Source organism: Paenibacillus artemisiicola (assembly GCF_017652985.1).
GTDB lineage: Bacteria > Bacillota > Bacilli > Paenibacillales > Paenibacillaceae > Paenibacillus_Z > Paenibacillus_Z artemisiicola.
The window spans coordinates 112,228-136,108 of sequence record NZ_JAGGDJ010000006.1; the positions used below are offsets into that span (position 1 = coordinate 112,228).

A 23,881-nucleotide genomic window follows, 5' to 3' on the forward strand; every position below is an offset into this window, starting at 1 on the left:
GTGAAAGAAACGATGAAAATCTTATTCGCTGCATCCGAAGCGGTGCCGCTCGTCAAAACGGGCGGCCTCGCCGACGTCGCGGGCGCGCTGCCGAAGGCGCTCCGCGAGAAGGGCGCCGACGTTCGCGTCATCCTGCCCAAATACGGGACGATTCCGCACGAGCTGGCGGAGAAGTTCGAACGCATCGCGACGTTCCCGGTGCGCCTGGGCTGGCGGAGCCAGTACTGCGGCCTGCTGAAGGCGGAGCTCGACGGCGTCGTCTACTATCTGATCGACAACGAGCAGTACTTCAAGCGGAGCGGCTTGTACGGCTACGACGACGACGCGGAGCGGTTCGTCTTCTTCTGCTACGCCGTCGTCGAGTCGCTCTTCCATTCCGATTTCGTGCCCGGTATCATCCACTGCCATGACTGGCAAACCGGCCTGATCCCGTTCCTGCTGAAGACGCGCTACCGGTACGAGCCGGGCACGCGCGACGTGAAATCGGTCTATACCATTCATAATTTGCGCTACCAAGGCGTCTTCGGGCGCCAGCTGCTGATGGACCTGCTGGGCTCGGGCGAGGAGCTGTTCAGCTCGGAGGGCATCGACTTCCACGGGGCGGGCAACTGCATGCTCGGCGGCCTGCGGTACGCCGACAAGCTGACGACGGTCAGCCCGTCCTACGCGCAGGAGATTCAGACGGAATATTACGGCGAGAAGCTCGACGGCCTCCTGCGCTGGCGTGCGGGCGATCTGAGCGGCATCGTGAACGGCATCGACACGAGCCTGTTCGATCCGATGAACGATCCCGCGCTGTCCGTGCCGTACCGCGGCTCGCTGCCGCGCAAGCGCAAGAACAAGCTGGCGCTGCAGCGCGAGCTCGGCTTGACGGAGTCCGAGGAGACGCCGCTCATCGGCATCGTATCGCGGCTGGTCAGCCAGAAGGGCTTCGACCTGATCGAGGCGGTGCTGGAGCAGATCCTGGCGGAAGACGTCCAGCTCGTCGTGCTCGGCTCCGGCGATTGGCACTACGAGCAGATGTTCCGCCGCGCGGAGGCGAGCCGCCCCGGCCAAGTGGCGACCTGGTTCGGCTTCAACGACGGGCTGGCCCGCCGGATCTACGCGGGAAGCGACATGTACCTCATGCCGTCGCAGTTCGAGCCCTGCGGGCTAAGCCAGCTGCTCGCGCTGCGCTACAAGTCCGTGCCGATCGTCCGGGAGACGGGCGGCCTGCGGGACACGGTACGCGCGTACAACGAATATACCGGCGAAGGCAACGGCTTCAGCTTTACGAACTACAACGCGCACGACCTGCTCTACACGGTCCAGCGGGCGATCGGGTTTTACCGCGATTCCGAGGCGTGGCAGCGCATCGTCGCGAACGGCGCGAAGGACGATTACAGCTGGACCCGTTCGGCGAAGGCGTATCTGGCGCTCTACGCGGCGATCGCGCCGCAGCGAGAGGAGAGTGACGCATGGCCCGTCACCTCGTAATCGGGAACGGCAAGATTCTGATGAATCTGGACCGCAACTGCTACATACGGGATATTTACTATCCGTTCGTCGGGCAGCTGAACCACGTCGGCGGCCAGTACTGCCGGTTCGGGCTGTGGGTCGGCGGCCAATTCTCCTGGCTGGAGGATCCGGAATGGCAGTTCAAGCTGTCATACGTGGCGGATTCGCTCGTGACGAACGTCATCGCCCGCAACGACCGGCTCGGCGTCGAGCTGCACATGAACGACGGCATCCACCAGCGCGAGAGCATCTACATCAAGCGTATCCTCGTCCGCAACCTGGGGACGGAGGCGCGCGAGTGCCGGCTGTTCTTCCACCACGATCTGATGATCGACGGCTCCGAGGTCGGCGATACGGCGGCGTATTATCCCGAGAACCATACGCTCTTCCATTACAAGCGTTCCTCGTACTTCATGTTCAACGGCTTCTCCGACGAAGGCGGCATGATGCAGTACACGACGGGCATCAAGCGGTTCCAGTCCGCGGAGGGCACGTGGCGCGACGCCGAGGACGGCAGCCTGATGGGCAATTCCATCGCGCAGGGCTCGGTCGACAGCACGATCAGCTTTCGTACCGTGGTCCCGCCCGGCGGCGACCAGACGGTCTACTACTGGATGTCGATCGGCAAAAACCTCGAGGAGGTCAAGTCGCTCAACCAGTACGTTCAGGACAGCCATCCGGAGAAGCTGCTCAGCCGGATCGTCATCTATTGGAACCATTGGCTGCAGCGGGCGAAGCAGAACCTCGGCGACCTGCCGGCGGAGGTCGTCAACCTGTACCGCCTCAGCCTGCTGATCGTCCGGACGCAGACCGACGAGCGCGGCGCGATCATCGCCGCGAACGATACCGATATTTTGCAGTACAACCGCGACCATTACAGCTACATGTGGCCGCGGGACGGCGCGCTGATCGCGGACGCCATGTCGGCCGCAGGCTTCCAAAGCGTGATCGCGCCGTTCTTCCATTTCTGCGCGCAGGCGCTGTCGCCGGACGGCTATCTGTTCCACAAGTACAACCCGGACGGCACGGTCGGCTCCAGCTGGCATCCTTACATCGTCCAAGGCAGCCGGCGCCTGCCGATCCAGGAGGACGAAACCGCGCTCGTGCTGTTCGCGCTCTGGAAGGATTACACGCGCCATCAGGTCATCGAGCTGCCGCAGGCGCTGTACAACAACCTCATCCGGAAGGGCGCGCTGTTCCTGAGCCAGTACATCGAGCACGCGCTGTCGCTGCCGAAGCCCAGCTACGACCTGTGGGAGGAGCGTTACGGCATCTGGACGTACACGGCGTCGTCCGTGTACGGCGGCCTGATGGCGGCGGCGTTCTTCACGGAGCTGTTCGGCGACTACGAGCGGAGCGACCATCTCCGCAATACCGCCGAGGGCATCAAGCAGGGCATCCTGAAGCATCTGTGGGACGAAGAGGCGGGACGCTTCGCGCGGGGCTTGATCCAGAAGGACAACCGCTGGGTGAAGGACATGACGCTCGAAAGCAGCCTGTTCGCCGTCTGGGAATTCGGCGTGCTTCCGGTCGAGGACGAGCGCGTCGTCAAGACGATGCACGCGATCCGCGACGGCCTGACGGTCAAGACCCACGTCGGCGGCGTGGCGCGCTACACGAACGACTACTACTTCCAGCAATCGGGCGACATCGAGAACGTTCCCGGCAACCCGTGGGTCATCTGCACGCTGTGGGTCGCGAATTTCGAGATCGAGTCGGCCCGGTCGCTCGCCGACCTGGCCGCGCCGCGGAAGACGCTGGAGTGGGTCGTACGGACGGCGCTGTCCAGCGGCGCGCTGCCCGAGCAGCTGCATCCGAACGACGGCAGCCCGCTGTCGGTCGCGCCGCTCACGTGGTCGCACGCGACGTACGTGCAGGCGGTGACCCGCTACGCGGAGAAGTACGCCGAGCTTTCGAAGGCGAGCGAAGGCGCGGATACCGGTCCGGTGGTAGAGTAGCGGCGCCGCGGCCGCCGCGGGTGGCGGCCTGTCGACCGTCGCGATGCGCCGGCGATCGCGCAAAGAGCAAGGCGGCGGAGTGTTCCGCTGCCTTGTTTGAGTTTGCGCCCGAGGCGCGCGGCGCCGGCGGACGCGGGCGAGGCGGAGAACGCCCGAGCGCGGGCCGGCAATCGGCCCCCGGCTGGCCCGGCTTGGCGGCCGGGGGCCGCGGCCGCCTGCGATGCGACGCGGGAGGCGTTGCCATGCCTGCCGAAAAAATAGGCGCCGCCCCCCTTGCGCTTTCGTTCCCGGCTCCTTATAATAGGGAACCAAAGCTTCATACCCGGCGAGAACCAAAGACACGGTTCCCACCGGCGGGCTGCCCAGAGAGAGGGATGATCGCTGCGAATCCCTTCCGTCCCGCGGTGCGAATTACCACTTTGCAGCCGTCACGTTGAACCCGCCGACTCGGTGTCGCGGCTGTAAACGGAACCGGATCATCCCCGTTAGCGGATTCCAATAAGGACCTTGTCCTCTCTGCGCATGCGGCTCGAGGCAAGGTCGAATGAGGGTGGAACCACGAGCCGAACGCACTCGTCCCTTTCCGGGCGAGATGCGTTTTTTTGCGTTCACGCGGTTTGAAACGGCCCCCTTCGCCAAGGGGCGTGCCCTCGTTTCGGCCGACAATCATTCGAACGGAGGAAGAAGGCTCATGGAACCAAACCTAATCGTGAAATTGGCGGACGGCTCGGAACGAAGCTGCGGGAAAGGAATCGCGGTCGCGACCCTCGCGGACGACATCAGTCCGGCGCTGCGCAAAAGCGCCGTCGCCGCCCGCGTCGACGGGCGGCTGGTCGATCTGGGCCACGCGCTGCTCGGCGACTGCGCGCTCGAATTCGTCCCGCTCGACAGCGAGGCGGGACTGGCGATCTACCGCCGGAGCGCGGCGCTCCTGGCCGCGCAGGCCGTCCAGCGCGTGCTCGGCGCGGACCGGGTCCGGCTCGGCGAATGCCGCGAGACGGAAGACGGCTTCAGCTGCGACGTGCAGGCCGACGAGCCGCTGACGCCCGCCGTTCTGAGGGCCGTCGAGAAGGAAATGGACGCGATCGCGCGCGCGAATCTGCCCGTCGTCCGCCGGCTGCTCGGCCGGGACGAAGCGATCGCATGGTTCGGGCGACGCGGCGAACCGTTTCTGCTGGAGCGGCTCCGCGAGCTGCCGGCCGGCGCGGACGTTGCGGTTTACGAGCAGGGTGAGTTCGCCGCCATGTGCGACGGGCCGCTGCTGCCGTCGACGGGGAGGATCAAGGCGTTCAAGCTGCTCGGCGTATCGGGCGCCTATTGGCGGGGCGACGCGGACGGGGCGGTTCTGCAGCGCGTGCACGGCGCGGCGTTTCTGAAGAAGTCGCAGCTGGACCGTCATCTGGCGCTGCTCGAGGAAGCGAAGAAGCGCGACCACCGCAAGCTCGGCCGCGAGCTCGAGCTGTTCATGTTCTCGGAGGAAGCGCCGGGCATGCCGTTCTACCTGCCGAAGGGGATGGCGGTCCGCGCGGCGCTCGAACGGTTCTCGCGGTCGTTCTGGCGGAAGCGGGGCTACGAGGAGGTGCGCACGCCGTCCATGATGAACCGGCGGCTCTGGGAGCAGTCCGGCCATTGGGACCACTACAAGGACCATATCTACTTCGCGAAGGTCGACGACGCGGAATACGCGCTGAAGCCGATGAATTGCCCCGGCCATATCCTGCTGTACAACCATCGGCGGCGTTCGTACCGCGAGCTGCCCATCCGCTACGCGGAGTTCGGCCAGGTGCACCGCCATGAGTATTCCGGCGCGCTGAACGGGATGATGCGCGTGCGCGCGTTCTGTCAGGACGATGCGCATTTGTTCGTCCGGCCCGACCAGCTCGAACGGGAAATCGACGGCATCTTGGCGCTGATCGACGAGATGTATGCGGCTTTCGGCTTCGCGTACCGGATCGAGCTGTCGACGAAGCCGGAGAGCGCCATGGGCTCGGCGGAGCTCTGGGAGCGGGCGGAACGGGCGCTCGAGCAATCCCTGCGGCGACGCGGCGCCGAGTATCGGTTGAACCCGGGGGACGGCGCCTTCTACGGACCGAAGATCGATTTTCACATCCGCGACGCGATCGGCCGCAGCTGGCAGTGCGCGACGGTACAGCTCGATTTTCAGATGCCGGAGAAGTTCGACCTGTCTTACATCGGCGAGGACGGCGGGAAGCATCGGCCGGTGCTCGTTCACCGGGCGGTGTTCGGCTCGGTCGACCGCTTCGTCGGCATCCTGACGGAGCATTACGCCGGGGCGTTCCCGCTCTGGCTCGCGCCCGTGCAGGCGGCGGTCATTCCGGTGTCCGAGGCGGACGCGGAATCGGCGCTTGCGCTGCGGGAGGCGCTGGAGGAAGCGGGTTTGCGGGCGGAGGCCGACCTGCGGCAGGAGAAGCTGGGGTACAAGGTCCGCGAGGCGCAGCTCGCGAAGGTGCCGTACACGCTGGTGCTCGGCGAGGCGGAGCGGGCCGGCGGCACCGTATCCGTGCGGCGCAGAGGCGAAGTCGCGGCCGCCGCGATGACGCCGGCGGAGCTGATCGCGCGGCTGCGGGCGGAGGAGGCGGCGCGGGCGTAAAGCCGGACGCGAAACCCGCTTGACGCGGCGCTTCCCCGCGGCTAGGCTAAGGCTAGACGGCGTAAGGCGGATGCGCGCGGCATCCGCCCGACGGCCGAAAACGAGCGCGAACGCGAGTTCGCCAGGGAGGCTGCCCGCATGAGCAAGCCCGAAGAAGCAAAGCCCGAGGACGCAAAGCCCGCACAAGCCGAAGACGCACGGCCGGAAGACGTTCGCATCGTCATGCTGCCGCACCGCAGCTACGTCGGCATGGCGCTGACGTCGGCGTTCGCCTCGCACGACCCGAAGCGCGCGGAACTGCTGCAGAAGCAGTTCATTAGCCGGCGTTTCGAGATCAAAGGGATGACGGATTCCGAGACGTATGTATGTCCGTCCTTCGTCTGCGAGCAGCTGTTCACGTATCTGTTTTGCAAGGAAGTGAGCCGGATTGCCGACGTGCCGGAGGGCATGATCGGTTTCGAAATTCCGGAAGGACGCTACGCGAAGGTGCGCGCGAAGCACGGCGACCCGTACGACGCGCTGCATGCGTTCCTGCGGGCGAACGGGCTGCGCAACGACCCCCGCGGCATGTCGCTCGAGGCGTATCGGGTGCATCGCCCCAAGTGGCCGGACGAAGTCGACGTGTACGTGCCGCTCCTCGAGACCTGATGCGAGCGGGCGTTCGGACAACGAGAGCCGACAAACCGGCGAAGGGCGCTTCATGAAAGCATAGGCATCCGATCACCAGACAGGCCTCCGGCGTTCGCCGGAGGCCTTCGTTTTGGCCGCCGCGGGGCCAACCGCCCGCGAACGGCAAACGGCCCTACCGAGGGCAGGACCGTTCCGGGGATCGGGTGCGGTTACCATCTGCTTAGATGAATACACCGCGAAGAACGATTACGAGCAAAATATAGAGGACAAGGATTACGCCGATTGCCGTGCCGAATACCGGGCCGCAACCTACTCCGCCTACACCATTCATGTATCCCACTGTACATACCTCCTGAGTGGTTTGATTTGTGATGGTTCAGATCACATTGGTAATATATGACGGCGGGGCGGCAACGACTGGACGTTTGACGGGGGTACATTCATAATTATGCATTCGCCTAAACGGAAGTCCGCCCGAGCAGGGCGTAAGGCGCCATGGGGGCGCATTCGCCCGGTTCGACCCAGCGGATCGTGGCCGGCTTCGCGAATTGGCGGATGTTGCTGATGCGCGATTCGGCCCGCGTGTTCACCCCGTTGCCCACGAGCAGCATCGCGGAGCTGCTGACGGCGATGATCTCGATGCAGCCGACGCTGATGCGCGGGTCGCGGTTGACCGTCCGCACGTCGACGGGCTCCCTCGCCGCTTCGGCCAAGAACGGCGTGACCGGCGGAACGGGCTGGCTGAAAATATCATAGGACTCGAAATAGACGCGGTTCGAGAACAGATGGTCCGACTCCCGCTGCACGGCGACGCCGCGGAGCTTGGCGTTCACGTCCGCGCGGTCCCCGAACTGCATGATGGACGCGCTGCTGATGCTGTTCACGTAGACGCCGCCGACCTCCGACACGCGGACGGGGTAGTCCGAATTTTCAACGTCCGGCAGGCCTAGAAGGTCCGCGAACGGCACCTCGCCGGGCTTGCGGACGCTGCGCGCCTCGCGGCTCATCGGGCATCCCCGAGCTTGCTGCGCGTCAAGCGTTCTTCCGCTTCCTGCTCCAGCGCGCCTTCGCCTTCGGACTGCTCGGCGCCTTCCGGTTCCATCAGCGGCGCGAACGGACCGACGATGACCGATTCCGGCGGCGTATCGAACATCGAGACGAGCGAGATCGTCTCCGTATCCCCGATTTGCAGGACGGAGGCGCTCGCGACGGCGGTCAATTGGATGCAGCCGACCGCGAGCACGTGATTGACGACGTTAAGCTGCATGGGCGTTTCCTCTCCTTGTTCGCCGGCTTGGCTTAAGGCGCCAGACGGCCGACGTAATTTTGCAGAGCCAGATCGATATCGCGCTCCGTCTTGCGGATGACGTCCGCTTCGATGGCCGGTTCCTGCGCCTCGCCCGGCGTTCCCTTCTTCTGCTCTTCCTCCGCCTTGCGCGTCAGGGTCTGGATATAGAATTGGATGCGCGGATTCATCTGCTTGCGAATATCTTCGATCACCAGCTTGCGATGGTACGGATCCAGGGCGATGCCCGCCTGGGCTTCGATTTGCTGCAGCCTGAGCGGCGCTTCCTGGTCCAGGTAGCAATCGACGGCGCGCCGGATTTCCGGGTACGGCGGCGGAGGCGCGACGAACGCGGGCATTCCGCTCGCCGACGGGGACGGGAATTGATGCGGCGTTTGCGTCGCCTGCGGGTCCATGCCCGATTCCGGATTCTCCTTGGGCTCGTTCACGACGAGCTTGCCCGGTCCCGGCATGACGAGCTGGCCGATCTCCTTGACCTGCTCCTCGCTCGGCGCCGACATGCCGATGTTCAGCGTGCCGCTCAGCTTCTCGACCTTCAGCTGGTCGAAATGGTATTGAATCGTATCGACATGATAATACGGTTTGTTTTCCGCGGCGTTCATCCGCTCGTTCAGGTCGTCGAGCTGCCGGCACAACCTGCCGATGACCGCCTGCTGCTCGTTCACCTGGCCCTGCAGCTGCTGAACATATTGATTGAGCGCCATGACCATTTGCCACGGAGACGGCGATCTATTCGGTTCGTTCTGCATTTGCGGGCACCTCCGGTATTAATTCGGATTCGGCAGCGGCACGAAATTGACCGGATTCTCCTCCAACTGGGGAGCCGGTCCCGTGAATCCTCCCGTATTGTACATTTGGGCGTTCGACGCGATGGAACCCGCCGTCCCGACTTGCAGGACGGACGAGTTCGTCACGCTGTTGACGCGAAGCTGATGGATGGTGATGGTTTGATGAACCGTCAGATTCATCAGACGTTGACTCCGTTGGCGAGGTTGTTTTCCGTGTTGTCCTGAACGTCCGGATCGTTCGTGTTCGTGGCGCTGACGGCGTTGTTGGAGTTCGTCAGGCTGCCGGTCAGGAAGGAGCCGGAGCCCGCGTACGTCTTGGAGGAGCTCGCCGGGGAGAGCTGGACGGAATCGCCGAACTGCACGATGGCGCTCGAACCGACGCTGATGACTTTGACGAAGCCGACGATGGCTGGCATGGTGCCTCACTCCTTATCTGGGATTGCAGCATCGATGCTACATCCTATGCGGCAAACGCCCAGACGTGACTTTCGCGGCCGACTTCGCGTGTGGCGGAACGATGGGCGGATGCATACAGTGGTAGGAAGAAGCACGGAAGCGGGGGGAGTCGGGATGGCGCTTGATTGGGAGGAATTGGAGCAGTGGATGGAGAAGCAGCAGCTGCCCAAAGGATTCGATGTCTTCCGGCAGTCGGAGTGGATCGAGAATTACGTCCGCGGCATGATGAACAAAGCGATTCCGGCGGCTTCGTCGGCGTTCCAGACGACGAACGCGAACGTGGCGGAAACGAAGCGGTTCGTGGTCGTGACGTATCCGCTCGGGGAGGAAGCGGATCTGTCGGCGCTCCGGCTGCTGGCCAAGGAGGACCGGCTGAAGCTGAGCGGCCTGCCGGGCGGCGACGCCGAAACGATCCGGCTGCCGAAGCTGGTGCTGCCGCGTACCTGCCAGGCGGAATACGACGGCGCGGTGCTCAAGGTGAAGCTGAGGAAGCGGCCGCCGAGCAAGCGGTCCCATATCGCGACGATTCAGGGGCCGTAGGGGGGGTTCGTCACATAACTGTCACCAATTCGTCCGAACTTCAAAGGCGCGTCCGCTGGCGGAAGGCGGTTTCTTTCCTTATAATGCAGGTAAAGGAACTTGCATAGGGAGTGTTTTCCGTGACGCTGGTGGATGTCAGCCAAATTTCGGCCGCCTTGTTCATTACGGGCGCGATCTTCATCTTGTTGTTTTTCGGCCTGCTCAGCCTCGGGGTATTGAAAATGTTTCAGCTCAAATACCGGCAGGGCTGGTTCAGCTTCATCGGCGCGGTCGTCAGCGGCGCCGCGTTCGGAATCATATTGAATACGTGGTTCGTCTGAGGCGCTGTACGCGCCGTTCGAGCGAACGCGGAAGAGCCGTTTTTCGTCCGGGGGCCGGGCGGGAAACGGCTTTTTGGCGCGTTTGGATGCAAACGCATGGTGAACATCCGGCTGCGAGGGGAAAAAACGGTATCTGATGCGGTACATGGCCGCAAGCCGGCGGATTAGGGCATAGCTGCATGGCCGCAGCTAATTTGTTCTCGAAAGTACGCGGCCGCCAGGCGTTCCAGGCCTTAAGAAAGGCAACTCCATACGGCGCTCTCCTCCCTGGTAGTAAGCGCTTTCTCGGAGCCGCGCACCGGTTCGTCCGCCGCTGTTTTTTCTCCGATCCCGGACGGCCGGATATTCCCGCGGCGGGAAATAAATTTGTTGTCCCATTCGGGGCGGCGCGTTTAAAAATAGTCAATAATCCAAGTTGCCAGAACATAAGATGGAGTATAAGATAATGATATGAGAGAATATTCAGAACATTTCGTCAATGAATCCATACGAGGGGAGGGCTTGCCGATGAACAAGAGCCATGAAGTCGAGTATTGCAACCTGGAGCTGCGCTTCGACCGCCGGCAAATCCAAAATCTCATTCGGGATCTGATCCAGGAAGGGTACTCGCTCTATTGGAGCGAAACGGACGTTTATTTTCTCATCTCCGTACGAAGCGGCCGCAAGCTGGTTAAGCTTCGGTTTCAGCGGATGCGCAACCGTTACAAGATCGTCGGCGATTATTTGATCAGGGACGAGAAGCTCTCGGATTTGCTCGAGAAGCTGATCAACGATTCCCGCGGCCACGCGGTGGTCAAACGGTTCAAGGACCGGCAGATCGTCATCGAAAGCATCATGTTCGGCGAAATCATACGACTTGTGGAGGTGTCCGGCATGGAACATCGGATCATTTATCAGAAGAAACCGTTCGTTACCGTCGAAGAAGTGATTCAGGCGTTTCAGTCGAAGCGTGCGGAAGAACGGGCTTCCGTACTCCGGTTCGAGCTCGATTACGAATTGTCCGTCCTCCACGAAGCGATTACGGAGGGGCGGGAGACCGATATGGCGCAGTCCAAGGAAAGGCTGCAATCCCTGAGAACCGAGATGATACAGCTTGAGCTTTAGGAAGACCGAACGCGGGCACGCGAAATAGACTCCCGGCCGAACGCGAGCCGGGGGTTTATTTTGTTTGGGGTTCCCGCTTCCCGGCGTCCGTCAACGGCAAAATGTTGGGCGCCATGGTTTTCATTAGCGGCTAAAAAGAGTAAACTAGGAGTATTGTAAGCGTAGTGGGCCTGGCGGCGCGCCGCGTTGATTTAATCCTATAACAGAGAAAAGGTGTGGAATCGTTCAATGTCGAAACAGCAAATCGGTGTCGTCGGACTTGCCGTCATGGGCAAGAATCTTGCCCTGAATATCGAGAGCCGGGGCTTCACGGTATCCGTGTTCAACCGCTCCCGCGAGAAGACGGACGACCTCATGAAAGAAGCGGCAGGCAAAAACCTCGTCGGTACATACACCATCGAAGAATTCGTGCAATCCCTTGAAGTTCCGCGCAAAATCCTGATCATGGTACAGGCCGGCGCCGGTACGGACGCGACGATCGACGCGCTCGTGCCGCTGCTCGACCAAGGCGACATCATCATCGACGGCGGCAACGCCTATTTCCCGGATACGGTCCGCCGCAACAAGGACCTCGAAGCCAAGGGCATCCGCTTCATCGGCACGGGCGTGTCCGGCGGCGAAGAAGGCGCGCTGAAAGGGCCGTCCATCATGCCGGGCGGCCAGGAATCCGCGTATAAGCTGGTCGAACCGATCCTGACGGCGATCTCCGCGAAGGTAAACGGCGACCCTTGCTGCACGTACATCGGGCCGGACGGCGCCGGTCACTACGTCAAGATGGTCCACAACGGCATCGAATACGGCGACATGCAGCTCATCTGCGAGGCGTACGACCTGCTGAACCGCGTGCTCGGACTCGGCACGGAAGAGCTGCAAGCGATCTTCGCCGAATGGAACAAAGGCGAGCTCGACAGCTACCTGATCGAGATCACGGCGGACATCTTCTCGAAGTACGACCCGGATACGAACAAGCCGATGGTCGACGTGATCCTGGACTCCGCGGGCCAGAAGGGTACCGGCAAGTGGACAAGCCAAAGCGCGCTCGACCTCGGCGTGCCGCTGTCCATCATCACGGAGTCCGTTTTCTCTCGCTTCTTATCCGCCCGCAAGGAAGAGCGCGTCGCGGCGAGCAAGCTGCTGAAGGGACCGCAGGCGGCGCCGTTCCAGGGCGACAAGAACGCTTTCGTCGAAGCGGTCCGCAAGGCGCTGTTCGCGAGCAAGATCTGCTCCTACGCGCAAGGCTTCGCCCAAATGCGCGCCGCATCCGACGAGTACGGCTGGAATCTGCGCTACGGCGATATCGCGATGATTTTCCGCGGCGGCTGCATCATCCGCGCCGGCTTCCTGCAGAATATCAAGGACGCGTACGACCGCAACGCGGGCCTCACCAACCTGCTGCTCGACGAGTACTTCAAGGAGATCGTCGAATCGTACCAGGGCGCATGGCGCGAAGTCGTGGCGACGGCCGTGACGCAGGGCATTCCGGTTCCGGCGTTCGCGAGCGCGCTGGCGTACTACGACAGCTACCGCACGGAGCGTCTGCCGGCCAACCTGCTGCAGGCGCAGCGCGACTACTTCGGCGCCCACACGTTCAAGCGCGTGGACAAGGAAGGCACGTTCCACTTCAATTGGATTCAATCGTAAGATCCGCGATTAATTCCAGCAGGCAGCTCCGGAGGCGGTCGGTTTCATGGCCGCATCCGCCGCGCTGCTTGAGCAGCATGAGCGACGCTTCGGCGAAGCTTTGGAATTTCCGCAATAAAAGTGGCTGAGGAAGACCGACCAAGTCGGGCGCTTCGTCAGCCATTTTCTTTTTGACGAAGGCCAGCGTCCAGACGACGTCTTCGCGAGAAAGCGGGTAATCCGGGTTATTCAGCCGGCCGACCCTGTACCGGGCGGACAGCGGCTCTGGCAAAGAAGCCATGGGATTCACTCCTTTTTCGAATGGTAGCACGTATTAACAACTCTACGGTAGAAACAAGTTTTTTATACCCGCGCTACTCTAAAAATGCTATAATCATGAAACATGTTTATCGTGTAAATTGACGCGAAGGGAAGGTGTCGGCCGATGAGCGACGGCAAGCCGCCACGGCACGTGGTACTCGTCGGTTTCATGGGCACGGGCAAGTCGACCGTGAGCCGCCGGCTGGCGGAGCTGCTGGCTTGCGGGACATGCGACGTCGACGCCGAGATCGTGAAGCGCGAAGGGGAAGAGATTGCGGCGATCTTCGCGGGACGGGGCGAAAGGGAATTCCGCGCCGCGGAGACGGAGGCGCTGCGCGCCGTGCTCGGCGCGGAGGACGCGCTCGTCGTCGCGACGGGCGGCGGCGCGGTCCTGTCCCCGATCAACCGCGAGCTGATGTTGCGGCGCGGGTTCGTCGTGGCGCTGACCGCGGATCCGGAGCAGGTGATCGCGCGCGTCAGCCAGGATCCGGACCGCCCGCTGCTGCAGGGCGACGTCCGCCGGCGCGTGTACCAGCTGCTCGAGGACCGGAAAGGCGTCTACGATTTCGCCCACCTGACGATCGATACGACGTCGCTCTCCGTGGACGAGGTCGTGGAACGGATCGCGCAAGCGATCAGCCGATTCAGAACCAGCCAACATTCCATTTAAAAAAGGGGAAGTACGTAAACCATGGACGTTCTTGTTACGCCGACGCCGAGACTGCAGGGCGAACTGCAGGCGCTTTCTTCGAAAAACTACACGACCCGCTATCTGCTGGTCGCGGCGCTGGCCGAAGGCACCAGCACCATCCATTATCCGGCCCACAGCGAAGACAGCGACGCCATGCGCCGCTGCATCCGGGATTTGGGCGCGGTCATCGAGGAAGACGACCGGAAGATCACGATTACCGGCTTCGGTTCGCGTCCGCGGGACGTGAAGGAGCTCGACGTGGGCAACGCCGGCGCGGTGCTGCGCTTCCTGATGGCCATCGCGGCGCTGGCGCCGGACGTGACGTTCATCAACCGATACCCGGAATCGCTCGGCAAGCGTCCTCACGACGACCTGATCGACGCGCTCGGACAGCTCGGCGCGGACGTAAGGCATAACGACGGCAAGCTGCCGATCACGATTCGCGGCGGCGCGCCGAAGGGCGGCAAAATCCAAGTATCCGGCAGCGTCAGCTCGCAATTCCTGAGCGCGCTTCTCTTCCTGACGCCGCTGCTGCAGGAAGACAGCGAGATCGAGGTGCTGCACGACCTGAAGTCGAAGGTCGTCGTCGGCCAGACGCTGGAGGTGCTCGAGCAAGCGGGCATCGTCATCGAAGCGAGCGAGGATCTCATGCGCTATCGCGTGAAGGGCGGGCAGAAATACGCGGCGAAGGAATACGTCGTGCAGGGCGATTACCCGGGCTCCGCGGCCGTGCTCGCGGCCGCCGCGGTCACGCAATCCGACGTGAAGCTGCATCGGCTGCTGGAGAACAGCAAGCAGGGCGAGCGGGCCATCGTCGACGTGCTCCGCATGATGGAGGTTCCTCTGACCCACGATAACGGCGTCGTTCACGTGCAGGGCAACGGCAGGCTGAAGGCGCTCGAATTCGACGGCGACAAGGCGACGGACGCGGTGCTGGCGATGGTCGCGGCGGCCGTGTTCGCCGAAGGCACGTCGCGCTTCTACGACGTCGAGAACCTCCGTTACAAGGAATGCGACCGCATCACCGATTACCTGAACGAGCTGCGCAAGGCGGGCGCCAACGTCGAGGAGCGCCGCAGCGAAATCATCGTGCACGGCCGTCCCGAAGGCGTCGAAGGCGGCGTGGAGATCAACGCCCATTACGACCACCGCGTCATCATGGCGCTGACCGTCGTCGGGCTTCGCGCCAAGTCGCCGATCCGGATTCGCGACGCGCACCACGTCGCCAAGTCGTATCCGATTTTCTTCGACCACATGAAGGCGCTCGGCGCCAACGTGGAATGGGTCGAATCGAAGTAAGGCACGCTAGAACGGAAAGAAGCCGATCATTCAACCACCGAAAGGAATGAGGCCAATGGCGTTCGCGAACCCTTCGCGGGATGAAATCAAGCGTATATTAGAAGAAACGGAAACAATCGCGGTCGTGGGCTTGTCGGACAATCCGGAGCGCACTTCCCATATGATCGCCCAAGCAATGCAGGCCAAGGGCTACCGGATCGTGCCCGTCAACCCGAACGCGGAGACGATCCTCGGCGAGCAGGCGTATGCCTCGCTCAAGGATATTCCGTTCCCGGTCGACGTCGTCGACGTGTTCCGGCGCAGCGAATTCACGCCGCCCATCGCGGAGGAAGCCGTCGCGATCGGCGCCAAGACGCTTTGGCTCCAGCTCGGCGTCGTCAACGACGAAGCGGCCGAAATCGCGCTGCAGGGCGGCCTGAACGTCATCATGGACCGCTGCATCAAGGTGGAGGATTCCATCCTGCTGCCGCACGGAAAGACCAAATCCTGACAAACATAAAAACGCGGCGCGTCTCCAACAATAAGGGAGGCTATTGAGGACCAAGGCGATGCTGCCGCGGGAATCGGAGCCTAATCCACGAATTCTAGGAGGACGACACGACGATGAATCAATACGGGCAGCAGGGCTTCGGCATGAACGCGTCGGGAATGAGACAGCAGAACCAGTATCAACCCTCGGGCTTCGTGCAATCCCACTACCAAGGCATTTCGAAGCAGCCTGGCAGCATTTCCGCCCAATCGAACACGGGGCCGGTGATTTCGCATCTGGGGTACTCCGCGAACAACGGCTACGGACAACAAGCTTCCATGAATTCGTTCTCCGGACAAAGCTTCGCGAACAGCTCCCAGCCGGTGCTCTCGCACTTCGGAGGCAGCTCCGTTCAACAAAATACGCAGCCGGTCATCTCGCACTTCGGCGGCTACCAGGCGCAAAACGCGCAGCAAGCCCAGCCGTATCAAGCGTCGTCCGGCATGCAGCAGCAATCCGCGATCGGCCGCAGCTCGTTTAACGCGAGCTCTCAGCCGGTCATTTCGGCTTTCGGCGGCTACCAGGCGCAAAACGCGCAGCAAGCCCAGCCGTATCAAGCGTCGTCCGGCATGCAGCAGCAATCCGCGATCGGCCGCAGCTCGTTTAACGCGAGCTCTCAGCCGGTCATCTCGGCCTTCGGGGGCTATCAGGCGCAAAACGCGCAGCAATCGCAGCCGTATCAAGCGACGCATTATATGAACCAATCGTCGTCGCAGCCGGTACTGTCGCACTTCGGAGGCAGCACCGTCCAACAAAATTCGCAGCCGGTCATCTCGCACTACGGCGGCTACCAAGCGCAAAACGCGCAAAGCCAAGCCTCCGGCATGAGCAACGCGGGCGGCTTCGGCGCGACGACGAACCAAGCGGGCATGGGCATGATGGGCAGCAACCAACAACGTTTCTAAACAGCCGCGGCATGCGGGCTGAACGAAGCGGCGAGACGGCGGACTTCCGGTCCGCCGTTTTCTTTTTGACAACGGCAAGGGAAACCCTTACGATCAAAGAAGAATCCGCGGCCGTTTCCGATTGCGAAGCCGCGATCCCGTACATAGAGAGGGGGACATTCATGAACATCATGGGTCATTTGCAGCAGCTCGGCCGATCCTTGATGCTTCCGACCATCGTATTGCCCGGAGCGGCGGTATTTCTCGCGCTGAGCGCGCTACCGTGGGCGTCGTTGGGCATGCCGAGCATTCATACGCATCTTCAGACCGCGGGCGAGACGCTCTTCGCGTACTTGCCGTATTTGTTCGCGTTCGGCGTCGCGATGGGCATGACGAGCAACGCCTTGACGGCGGGACTTGCGGCGATCGCGGGGATGTTTATTTATACGAGCATCATCAATGCCAGCCATTACGAGCTGGAGCCGACCGTGTTTACCGGCGTCATTATCGGCATCGTCACGAGCGTCCTGAACGAGAAATTCAAGTCGCTCAAGCTGCCCGAATACATTCAGTTTTTCGGCGGGCCAAGGTTCGTGCCGCTGATCGTAAGCGCATTCTCGACGCTGTGGGCGATCATCATGGTCGAGATCGCGCCGTCGATCCACAGCGCCTTGATGGAGCTGGGCGACATCGTCAACTCCGGCGGAGGCTTCGGGGTCTTCCTGTTCGGCTTCGTGCTGCGGATCCTCGTCGTCTTCGGCTTGCACCATCTGGTCAGCCACGTCTTCTGGTTCCAGGTCGGCGCATACGAGACGCCGGGCGGGCATATGGTATTCGGCGACTTGCCGCGCTTCTTCGCGGGCGACCCGTCGGCGGGCGGCTTCATGGCCGGCCTCTATCCGACCATGATGTTCGCGCTGCCGGCGATCGCGTTCGCGATCATTCACGAGGCACGCGAGGACTTGAAGCCGAAGATCCGCCGAACGTTCCTGACGGCCGCGCTCTCGTCCTTCCTGACGGGCGTGACGGAGCCGATCGAATTCGCGTTTCTGTTCGTGGCGCCGTACCTGTTCGTCGTGCACGCGCTGCTGTCGGGCTTCATGATGTGGCTGACGTACGAGCTTGGCATCCGGACCGGCTTTTCGTTCTCCGCGGGGGCGATCGACTATCTGATCAACGAGCATCTGGCCACGAGGGGCTGGCTGATCATCCCGATCGGCATTGTTTTCGGACTGATCTATTACGTCATGTTCCGCTGGGCGATCCGCCGATTCCGCATTCCGACGCCGGGACGGGAGGAAGGCTCGCAGCTCGACGAATGGGCGGGCGACATCCCGTACCGGGCGCCGCTTATCCTGCAGGCGATCGGCGGGAAGGAGAACATCGTTCAAATGGAAGCCTGCATCACCCGGCTGCGGCTGAAGGTCGGAAGCGACCGGCTGATCGACAACAACGCGCTCAAGCATCTCGGCGCGGCGGGGGTCATTAGGCTCGGCGGCGGCAACGTCCAGATCGTGTTCGGCACCTATTCGGAGCTGATCCGGGAAGAGATGGACAAAGCGATCCGGCGCGACATTTCGCGGGTGCTCTTCAATTCGCCGGTGCAAGGCCGGATGATGCCGCTCAGCGAGGTGCCCGATCCGATCTTCGCGGGCAAGCTCGTCGGGGACGGCGTCGCCTTCATGCCGGAGAAGGGCGAACTCGTCTCGCCGGTGCCGGGCAAGGTCATCCACGTGTACCCGTCGATGCACGCGATCGGCATTCGCACGCCGGAAGGACTCGAAGTGCTGCTGCACATCGGCATCGACACGTCGCAGCTGAAGGGCCACGGATTTAAGGCGCTCGTCAAGGAAGGCGACCAGGTCAAGCCCGGCCAGCTGCTGATCACCTTCGACATGCAAAAGATCCGCAAAGGAAGCAAGTCGCTCGCGACGCCGATGGTCATTACGAACTCGGACCGCGTCAGCTCCTGGAGCTTCGCGCCGTTCAAAAGCGTGAAGCGCGGTCAGGCTTCCGTCATGTCGGTCGTTCTAAAAGAGAGAAGCGGTGGAGGGGAAACAGCGTGATTCAAGGGATAGGAGCTTCAACGGGCATCGCGATCGGCAAAGCGTTCGTCCTCCCGAACTGGGAGTGGGATCTGCCCGAACAAAAAATCGACGTAGGCGATCTGGCCCGCGAATTCGATCGGCTGTACGAGGGGATTCGCACGTCCAAGGTCGAAATCGAGCAGATGAAGGATGAGCTTCGCGAGGTCGTAGGCGCGGAAGAGAGCTATATTTTCGACGCGCACCTGGCCATACTGGACGATCCCGTGTTCATGAACGAGATTCAGGGCATCATTCAGCGGCAGTACAAGGCGGCCGAAGTCGCCGTCAAGGAAGCGATCGACCATTTCGTCACCATGTTCGATCTGCTCGACGACGAATATATGAAGGAACGCGCGCTCGACATCAAGGACGTAGGCAACCGGCTGCTGAAGCATCTGCTCGGCGCGCCGGAAATCACGCTGCCGTCGGATACGCAGCCGTTCATCCTGATCGCGAAAGAACTGTCCCCGTCGCAGCTGGCGCACTTGAACCCGCATCACGTGCTCGGCATCGCGACGCTGGCCGGCAGCATGACGTCGCATTCGTCCATCATGGCGCGGGCGCTGGGCGTGCCGCTCGTCATCGGCATCGAATCCAAGCTGGAGGAGCCGATTCAGACCGGCGACATGCTGATCATCGACGGCGGCCCCGGCATCGTGCACATCGATCCCGAGCAGGCGCTGATCGATTATTATACGGGCAAGCAAATCCTGCAGCGGGAGAAGAAGCAGCAGCTGAAGGGCATCATCGGCTTCAAACCGGTGACGCAGGACGGCAAGGAGATGGAGCTGAGCGCCAATATCAGCTCGCTGAAGGAGCTGGACGTCGCGCTCTCGAGCGGGGCGAACGGGGTCGGCCTGTTCCGGACGGAGTTTCTGTATATGGACCGCAGCCGGCTGCCCCGGGAGGACGAGCAGTTCGAGGTGTACCGCACCGTGGCCGAGAAGCTGTATCCGAAGCCGCTGATCATCCGCACGCTGGATATCGGGGGCGACAAGCAGCTGGATTATTTCGAGCTTCCGGCGGAGGACAATCCGTTCCTGGGCTACCGGGCCATACGTATCTGCCTCGACAAAACCGACCTGTTCAAAACGCAGCTGCGGGCGATCCTGCGCGCTGGCGAACGCGGCAACGTGAAAATCATGTACCCGCTCATTTCGTCCGTCGACGAGGTACGCGCGGCCAACCGGCTGCTCCAGGAGTGCAAGGACGAGCTGCGCGCGGAAGGCTTGGCGTTCGCGGACGACATCCAGGTCGGCATCATGATCGAGCTGCCCGCCGCCGTCGTGATCGCGGATATGCTCGCCGAGGAAGTGGACTTCTTCAGTATCGGCACGAACGATCTCATCCAATTCACGCTGGCGGTCGACCGCATGAACGAGCAGATCTCCCATCTGTACGAGCCGTACCATCCTTCGGTGCTGCGGATGATCAAGCTGACGGTCGAGGCGGCCAAGCGCCACGGCATCCACGTCGGCGTGTGCGGGGAGCTGGCGGGGGACGTCAAGGCGCTGCCGATCTGGCTGGCGCTGGACGTCGACGAGCTGAGCATGTCCGCGCATTCGATCCTGCCGGTCAAGGAACGGCTGCTCTCGCTGCGGCAGCAGGACAGCCGCGACAACTTCGATCGGATTCTCGGCTGCCGGACCAGCGCGGAGATCCACGAGCTGCTCAAGCTCAAGACGTCGGAGGAGCAGCTTGCTGAGGAGTTTCCGGACGTTTTCAACAATTCCTGAGCCGAGCCGGGCGGGCTTACGGTCGCGAAACGCGAGATAGCTGGACGAGAAAGAGCGGCACCCGGTTGGGGGCCGCTCTTTCGCTTGTGCGGTTGGATGGTAATCAGCCGCCGCGAAGCGCGTCGACGAACGCCTTCGCGTAAGGCGGCAGATCCGGCGGACGGCGCGCCGAGATGAGATGCCCGTCCACGACGACCGGCTCGTCCAGCCACGTAGCGCCGGCGTTCTCCATGTCGTCGCGAATGCCGGGGGTGGACGTCACCTTGCGGCCTTGCAAAATTTTGGCCGAAATCAGCACCCAGCCCGCATGGCAGATTTGCCCGATCGGCTTGGCCGCCGCGTCCATCTCCCTGACGAGCTCGAGCACCCTCGGGTAGCGGCGGATCTTGTCCGGCGCCCAGCCGCCCGGCACGAGCAGGCCGTCGATGCGGGAGGCGTCCAGCTCGTCGTAGGCGGCGTCGGCCGTGGCCGGCACGCCGTATTTGCCGATATGCGCGCGGCCCTTCTCCGGCCCGGCGAACAGCACGGTCGCGCCTTCCTCGCGGACGCGGTAAACGGGATACCATAATTCCAGATCTTCGAATTCGTCGTCCAGCAAGCAGACGACCGTTTTGCCTTGCAGCGACATGGACATTGTCCGTCATCCTCCTTCAACCCTGCGCATAGATAAAGATCAAGCCCGCGCAATCCACCCTCATTTTATCGAAGCCGCCCCGGCGAAGCAACCCGGGCCGCCCGCCGTTGCGCGTCCGCGGCGTTTTCAAGCCGCCGCGGCGCTGGCTGCTTAATCCGCTAAATGCAAAAATTACAACCTGCGCGCAAGGAGGACTTTAATGCGAAAAGTCGAATACCTTATCGTCGAGCTGCGCCTCTGAAAGAACGCTTTCAAGGCCGTGCTGCTTTTAGGAGAAGGAGTGGACCATTTTGCAAAAGCGCTGTTCTTGCGGCGACGTGATGCCGATGAAGCTGCGTACCGTCATTTATTCCAATAAGGTTGAAATCGATAACGTGCCCATCTACTCTTGCCCTTCCTGCAACCGCAGCGAAGTGTTTCCCGAGGTAAAGCCGGACCTGACGGGATTGATCGGCCAGCTGGGCGCGCAGCCCGCAAAACAAACCTTCCTGTTTAACGAATGGAATGAATGGGCAAAGCTGTTAGTAGAAGCCTATTACGAACATAAACATTCCGATCCGGCGATCGTCCGGAAGATGACCGAGGAACGGATCGACATGCTCCTCGATTTGCTGGCCGTCGCGCAAGCCACCGGCGATCCGGACTGGATGGCGGACATACATAAGCGGTTAAGCCAGCTGAGCAGGAGCATGCTTCAATACGGCTAAGAAGGATGTGTCCGCATGGAAATGCCTCTTCCGATGAGAACGCTTGCGGACTGGGAGGACGCCTACGGGAGCTCCTTCCGGCAGCCGCTGCTGGTGTTCAAGCACAGCACGCAGTGCTCCGTCAGCGCCGGCGCGCACGACGAATTGGCCAACTGGCTGGAGGACGCGAAGGCGCTCGCGCTGACGCCCGTCCTCGCGCTCGTGCCGGAGAACCGCAACGTATCGGACGCGATCGCCCAACAATTGAATCTCAAGCACGAGTCGCCGCAGCTCATTCTGGTGAACGGCGGCGAGGTGTCGTGGCATGCTTCCCACTGGCGGATTACCTACTCGACATTAGACGAGCATCTCGGCACGCATTGCGAAAAGTAATATTTTGTCGTATGATTAACGATAAAGTGTTATGGGGCGAGAGAAAAATTTGAACTAATGGAGAGAAGGACTGTGACGGTAACCATTTATGATGTAGCAAGAGAAGCAGGCGTGTCCATGGCGACTGTGTCGCGGGTCGTCAACAACAATCCAAACGTGAAACCTCAAACACGCAAAAAAGTATTCGAAGCCATCGAACGTCTCGGCTATCGTCCGAATGCGGTTGCGAGAGGGTTGGCGAGCAAGAAAACCACGACCGTCGGCGTCGTCATTCCCGATATTTCCAACGCGATCTTCGCCGAAGTGGCGCGTGGAATTGAAGATATCGCCAATATGTACCACTACAACATTATCCTGTGCAACGCGGATAAGAAGAAGGATAAAGAGATTCGCGTCATCAACACGCTGCTCGAGAAGCAGGTCGACGGGCTGCTGTTCATGGGCGGCGCCGTAACGGACGAGCACCTGCAGGCGTTCAAGACGGCCAACGTGCCGATCGTGCTGTGCGCCACGACCGACGAGAACGGCATGATGCCGTCCGTCGACATCGACCACGAAGCCGCGGCGTTCGACGCCGTGCAGACGCTGATCAAGAACGGCCACCGCACGATCGCGATGATCGGCGGCACGCTGCAGGATCCGGCGAACGGCTACGCGCGGTTTCAAGGCTATAAGCGCGCGCTCGAAGCCGCGGGCCTGCCTTACGACGAGAACCTCGTACGCATCGGCAATTACCGCTACGAGTCCGGCGTCGACGCGATGAAATACTTCCTGGAGCTCCCGGAGCGCCCGACCGCCGTCTTCTCCGCGACGGACGAAATGGCCATCGGCGCCATTCACTGCATCCAGGACGCCGGCCTCAAGGTGCCGGACAACGTTTCGGTCATCAGCGTGGACAACAGCCGGATGGCGTCCATGGTCCGTCCGCAGCTGACGGCCGTCGCCCAGCCGATGTACGACATCGGCGCGGTATCGATGCGGCTGCTGACGAAGCTCATGAAGAAGGAATCGGTCGACAATCCGCGCGTCGTGCTGCCGTACGAAATCGTCACGCGGCAGTCGGTAGGGAGCATCTGAATGGCGGCTCTTTATCATAAGATCGGCATCGTAGGCGCCATGGCCGAAGAGATCGAGCTCTTGCATAAGCACGTCGTCAAGACGGGATCGTTCGTGAAGGCCGGGATCGAATATACCGAAGGCACGCTGCACGGCCATAACGTCGTCTTCTGCAAATCCGGCGTCGGCAAGGTCAATGCCGCGGTATGCACGCAGGTGCTCATCGACGCGGGCGCGGACTGCGTCCTGTTCACGGGCGTCGCGGGCGCCGTCGCGCCGAGCTTGAATATCGGCGACATCGTCGTCTCGACGTCCTGCCTGCAGCATGACTTCGACGTCACGCCGCTGGGCTTTGCCCGCGGGCAAATCCCGTATCAGGACGTCTGGGAATTTCAAGCCGCGCCGGACCTCGTGGAGCTTGCCGCGTCGGCCTGCGAGCGGTTGTTCCCGGGACGCAGCCTGAAGGGCAAAGTGCTCTCCGGCGACCAGTTCATCGCTTCGCGCGACGCGGTGCGCGGGCTGTACGAAGAGCTGGGCGGCGCCTGCACGGAGATGGAAGGCGCTTCGCTGGCGCAAGTATGCGCGATGAACGGCGTGCCGTTCGTCGTCATTCGTTCCATGTCGGACAAGGCGGACGGTTCGGCGCATGTCAACTTCGCCGAGTTCACGATTCAAGCGTCCGTTAATTCGCACGCGATCATCGACGACATGCTGCGGCATTTGTAAGCAAAGACA

Annotated in this window: 25 protein-coding genes; 18 read left to right on the forward strand and 7 right to left on the reverse strand. The window is 62.0% G+C overall.

Annotation, left to right across the window (positions count from 1 at the left end; genetic code table 11):
• Positions 1-12 precede the first annotated feature (12 nt).
• From glgA to I8J29_RS12135, 4 genes are all read left to right on the forward strand, one after another.
• On the forward strand, positions 13-1,476 hold the full coding sequence (gene glgA / locus I8J29_RS12120; RefSeq protein WP_208847867.1) for a glycogen synthase GlgA: 1,464 nt from the start codon (positions 13-15) through the stop codon (positions 1,474-1,476).
• Positions 1,458-3,455, forward strand: coding sequence for a glycoside hydrolase family 15 protein (locus I8J29_RS12125; RefSeq protein ID WP_208847868.1), 1,998 nt, complete (start codon positions 1,458-1,460; stop codon positions 3,453-3,455). Before glgA ends, I8J29_RS12125 begins: the two co-directional genes overlap by 19 nt.
• 691 nt (positions 3,456-4,146) lie before the next feature.
• Positions 4,147-6,066 (forward strand): threonine--tRNA ligase, encoded by a 1,920-nt coding sequence (gene thrS / locus I8J29_RS12130; protein WP_208847869.1) that lies wholly within the window; start codon positions 4,147-4,149, stop codon positions 6,064-6,066.
• Positions 6,067-6,204: 138 nt separating this feature from the next.
• Positions 6,205-6,714, forward strand: coding sequence for a GyrI-like domain-containing protein (locus I8J29_RS12135; protein WP_208847870.1), 510 nt, complete (start codon positions 6,205-6,207; stop codon positions 6,712-6,714).
• Positions 6,715-7,154: 440 nt separating this feature from the next.
• On the opposite strand, the gene I8J29_RS12140 is transcribed toward I8J29_RS12135, so the two are convergent.
• The 5 genes from I8J29_RS12140 to I8J29_RS12160 are packed head-to-tail and all read right to left on the reverse strand — an operon-like array spanning position 7,155 to position 9,206.
• The gene (locus I8J29_RS12140) at positions 7,155-7,703 is read right to left on the reverse strand and encodes a spore germination protein GerPE (protein WP_208847871.1); all 549 of its coding nucleotides are present in this window, start codon (positions 7,701-7,703) and stop codon (positions 7,155-7,157) included.
• On the reverse strand, positions 7,700-7,963 hold the full coding sequence (locus I8J29_RS12145; RefSeq protein WP_208847872.1) for a hypothetical protein: 264 nt from the start codon (positions 7,961-7,963) through the stop codon (positions 7,700-7,702). The genes I8J29_RS12140 and I8J29_RS12145 overlap by 4 nt, the downstream gene beginning before the upstream one ends.
• Positions 7,964-7,995: 32 nt before the next feature.
• On the reverse strand, positions 7,996-8,751 hold the full coding sequence (gene gerPC, locus I8J29_RS12150; RefSeq protein WP_208847873.1) for a spore germination protein GerPC: 756 nt from the start codon (positions 8,749-8,751) through the stop codon (positions 7,996-7,998).
• Positions 8,752-8,769: 18 nt separating this feature from the next.
• Positions 8,770-8,970: a spore germination protein GerPB gene (locus tag I8J29_RS12155; protein WP_090635706.1), complete on the reverse strand. Its 201-nt coding sequence runs from the start codon at positions 8,968-8,970 to the stop codon at positions 8,770-8,772.
• Positions 8,970-9,206: a spore germination protein gene (locus I8J29_RS12160; protein ID WP_090635707.1), complete on the reverse strand. Its 237-nt coding sequence runs from the start codon at positions 9,204-9,206 to the stop codon at positions 8,970-8,972. The genes I8J29_RS12155 and I8J29_RS12160 overlap by 1 nt, the downstream gene beginning before the upstream one ends.
• Before the next feature lie 154 nt (positions 9,207-9,360).
• On the opposite strand from I8J29_RS12160, the gene I8J29_RS12165 reads away from it, so the two are divergent.
• The 4 genes from I8J29_RS12165 to gndA all read left to right on the forward strand — a co-directional run bounded on the left by I8J29_RS12165 (position 9,361) and on the right by gndA (position 12,851).
• Positions 9,361-9,786: a hypothetical protein gene (locus tag I8J29_RS12165; RefSeq protein WP_208847874.1), complete on the forward strand. Its 426-nt coding sequence runs from the start codon at positions 9,361-9,363 to the stop codon at positions 9,784-9,786.
• A gap of 119 nt (positions 9,787-9,905) precedes the next feature.
• A complete protein-coding gene (locus tag I8J29_RS12170; protein ID WP_090637029.1) occupies positions 9,906-10,106 on the forward strand; it encodes a hypothetical protein in 201 nt (66 codons plus the stop codon).
• Between the two features lie 507 nt (positions 10,107-10,613).
• Complete coding sequence (locus tag I8J29_RS12175) at positions 10,614-11,210, forward strand: hypothetical protein (RefSeq protein ID WP_208847875.1); 597 nt, start codon at positions 10,614-10,616, stop codon at positions 11,208-11,210.
• A 228-nt stretch (positions 11,211-11,438) separates the two neighbouring features.
• Positions 11,439-12,851, forward strand: coding sequence for an NADP-dependent phosphogluconate dehydrogenase (gene gndA, locus I8J29_RS12180; RefSeq protein WP_208847876.1), 1,413 nt, complete (start codon positions 11,439-11,441; stop codon positions 12,849-12,851).
• Here gndA and I8J29_RS12185 read toward each other — a convergent pair.
• The gene (locus I8J29_RS12185) at positions 12,832-13,131 is read right to left on the reverse strand and encodes a hypothetical protein (protein ID WP_090635713.1); all 300 of its coding nucleotides are present in this window, start codon (positions 13,129-13,131) and stop codon (positions 12,832-12,834) included. The genes gndA and I8J29_RS12185 overlap by 20 nt on opposite strands.
• A gap of 144 nt (positions 13,132-13,275) precedes the next feature.
• Here I8J29_RS12185 and I8J29_RS12190 point away from each other — a divergent pair, with 144 nt between their 5' ends.
• From I8J29_RS12190 to ptsP, 6 genes are all read left to right on the forward strand, one after another.
• On the forward strand, positions 13,276-13,821 hold the full coding sequence (locus I8J29_RS12190; RefSeq protein WP_208847877.1) for a shikimate kinase: 546 nt from the start codon (positions 13,276-13,278) through the stop codon (positions 13,819-13,821).
• A gap of 21 nt (positions 13,822-13,842) precedes the next feature.
• Entirely contained in the window at positions 13,843-15,141 is a 1,299-nt protein-coding gene (gene aroA, locus I8J29_RS12195; protein ID WP_208847878.1) for a 3-phosphoshikimate 1-carboxyvinyltransferase, read from the forward strand.
• A gap of 55 nt (positions 15,142-15,196) precedes the next feature.
• A complete protein-coding gene (locus I8J29_RS12200; RefSeq protein WP_208847879.1) occupies positions 15,197-15,631 on the forward strand; it encodes a CoA-binding protein in 435 nt (144 codons plus the stop codon).
• Positions 15,632-15,744: 113 nt separating this feature from the next.
• Positions 15,745-16,575, forward strand: a complete 831-nt coding sequence (locus I8J29_RS12205) for a hypothetical protein (RefSeq protein WP_208847880.1) — start codon at positions 15,745-15,747, stop codon at positions 16,573-16,575.
• Between the two features lie 161 nt (positions 16,576-16,736).
• Positions 16,737-18,620: a glucose PTS transporter subunit IIA gene (locus tag I8J29_RS12210; protein WP_208847881.1), complete on the forward strand. Its 1,884-nt coding sequence runs from the start codon at positions 16,737-16,739 to the stop codon at positions 18,618-18,620.
• Positions 18,617-20,377, forward strand: coding sequence for a phosphoenolpyruvate--protein phosphotransferase (ptsP, locus tag I8J29_RS12215; RefSeq protein ID WP_208847882.1), 1,761 nt, complete (start codon positions 18,617-18,619; stop codon positions 20,375-20,377). The genes I8J29_RS12210 and ptsP overlap by 4 nt, the downstream gene beginning before the upstream one ends.
• Positions 20,378-20,480: 103 nt before the next feature.
• Here ptsP and I8J29_RS12220 read toward each other — a convergent pair whose 3' ends face one another.
• Complete coding sequence (locus I8J29_RS12220) at positions 20,481-21,005, reverse strand: type 1 glutamine amidotransferase domain-containing protein (protein ID WP_208847929.1); 525 nt, start codon at positions 21,003-21,005, stop codon at positions 20,481-20,483.
• 332 nt (positions 21,006-21,337) lie between these two features.
• On the opposite strand from I8J29_RS12220, the gene I8J29_RS12225 reads away from it, so the two are divergent.
• The 4 genes from I8J29_RS12225 (at position 21,338) to I8J29_RS12240 (ending at position 23,872) form a co-directional block, all read left to right on the forward strand.
• Entirely contained in the window at positions 21,338-21,718 is a 381-nt protein-coding gene (locus I8J29_RS12225; RefSeq protein WP_338113140.1) for a hypothetical protein, read from the forward strand.
• Positions 21,719-21,733: 15 nt separating this feature from the next.
• Positions 21,734-22,090 carry a bacillithiol system redox-active protein YtxJ gene (gene ytxJ / locus I8J29_RS12230; protein ID WP_208847884.1) on the forward strand — a complete coding sequence of 119 codons (357 nt, stop codon included), beginning with the start codon at positions 21,734-21,736 and terminating at the stop codon, positions 22,088-22,090.
• Between the two features lie 72 nt (positions 22,091-22,162).
• Entirely contained in the window at positions 22,163-23,167 is a 1,005-nt protein-coding gene (gene ccpA, locus I8J29_RS12235) for a catabolite control protein A (RefSeq protein ID WP_090635727.1), read from the forward strand.
• Positions 23,168-23,872, forward strand: coding sequence for a 5'-methylthioadenosine/adenosylhomocysteine nucleosidase (locus I8J29_RS12240; protein WP_208847885.1), 705 nt, complete (start codon positions 23,168-23,170; stop codon positions 23,870-23,872). It abuts the gene before it with no gap.
• Positions 23,873-23,881: the final 9 nt, after the last annotated feature.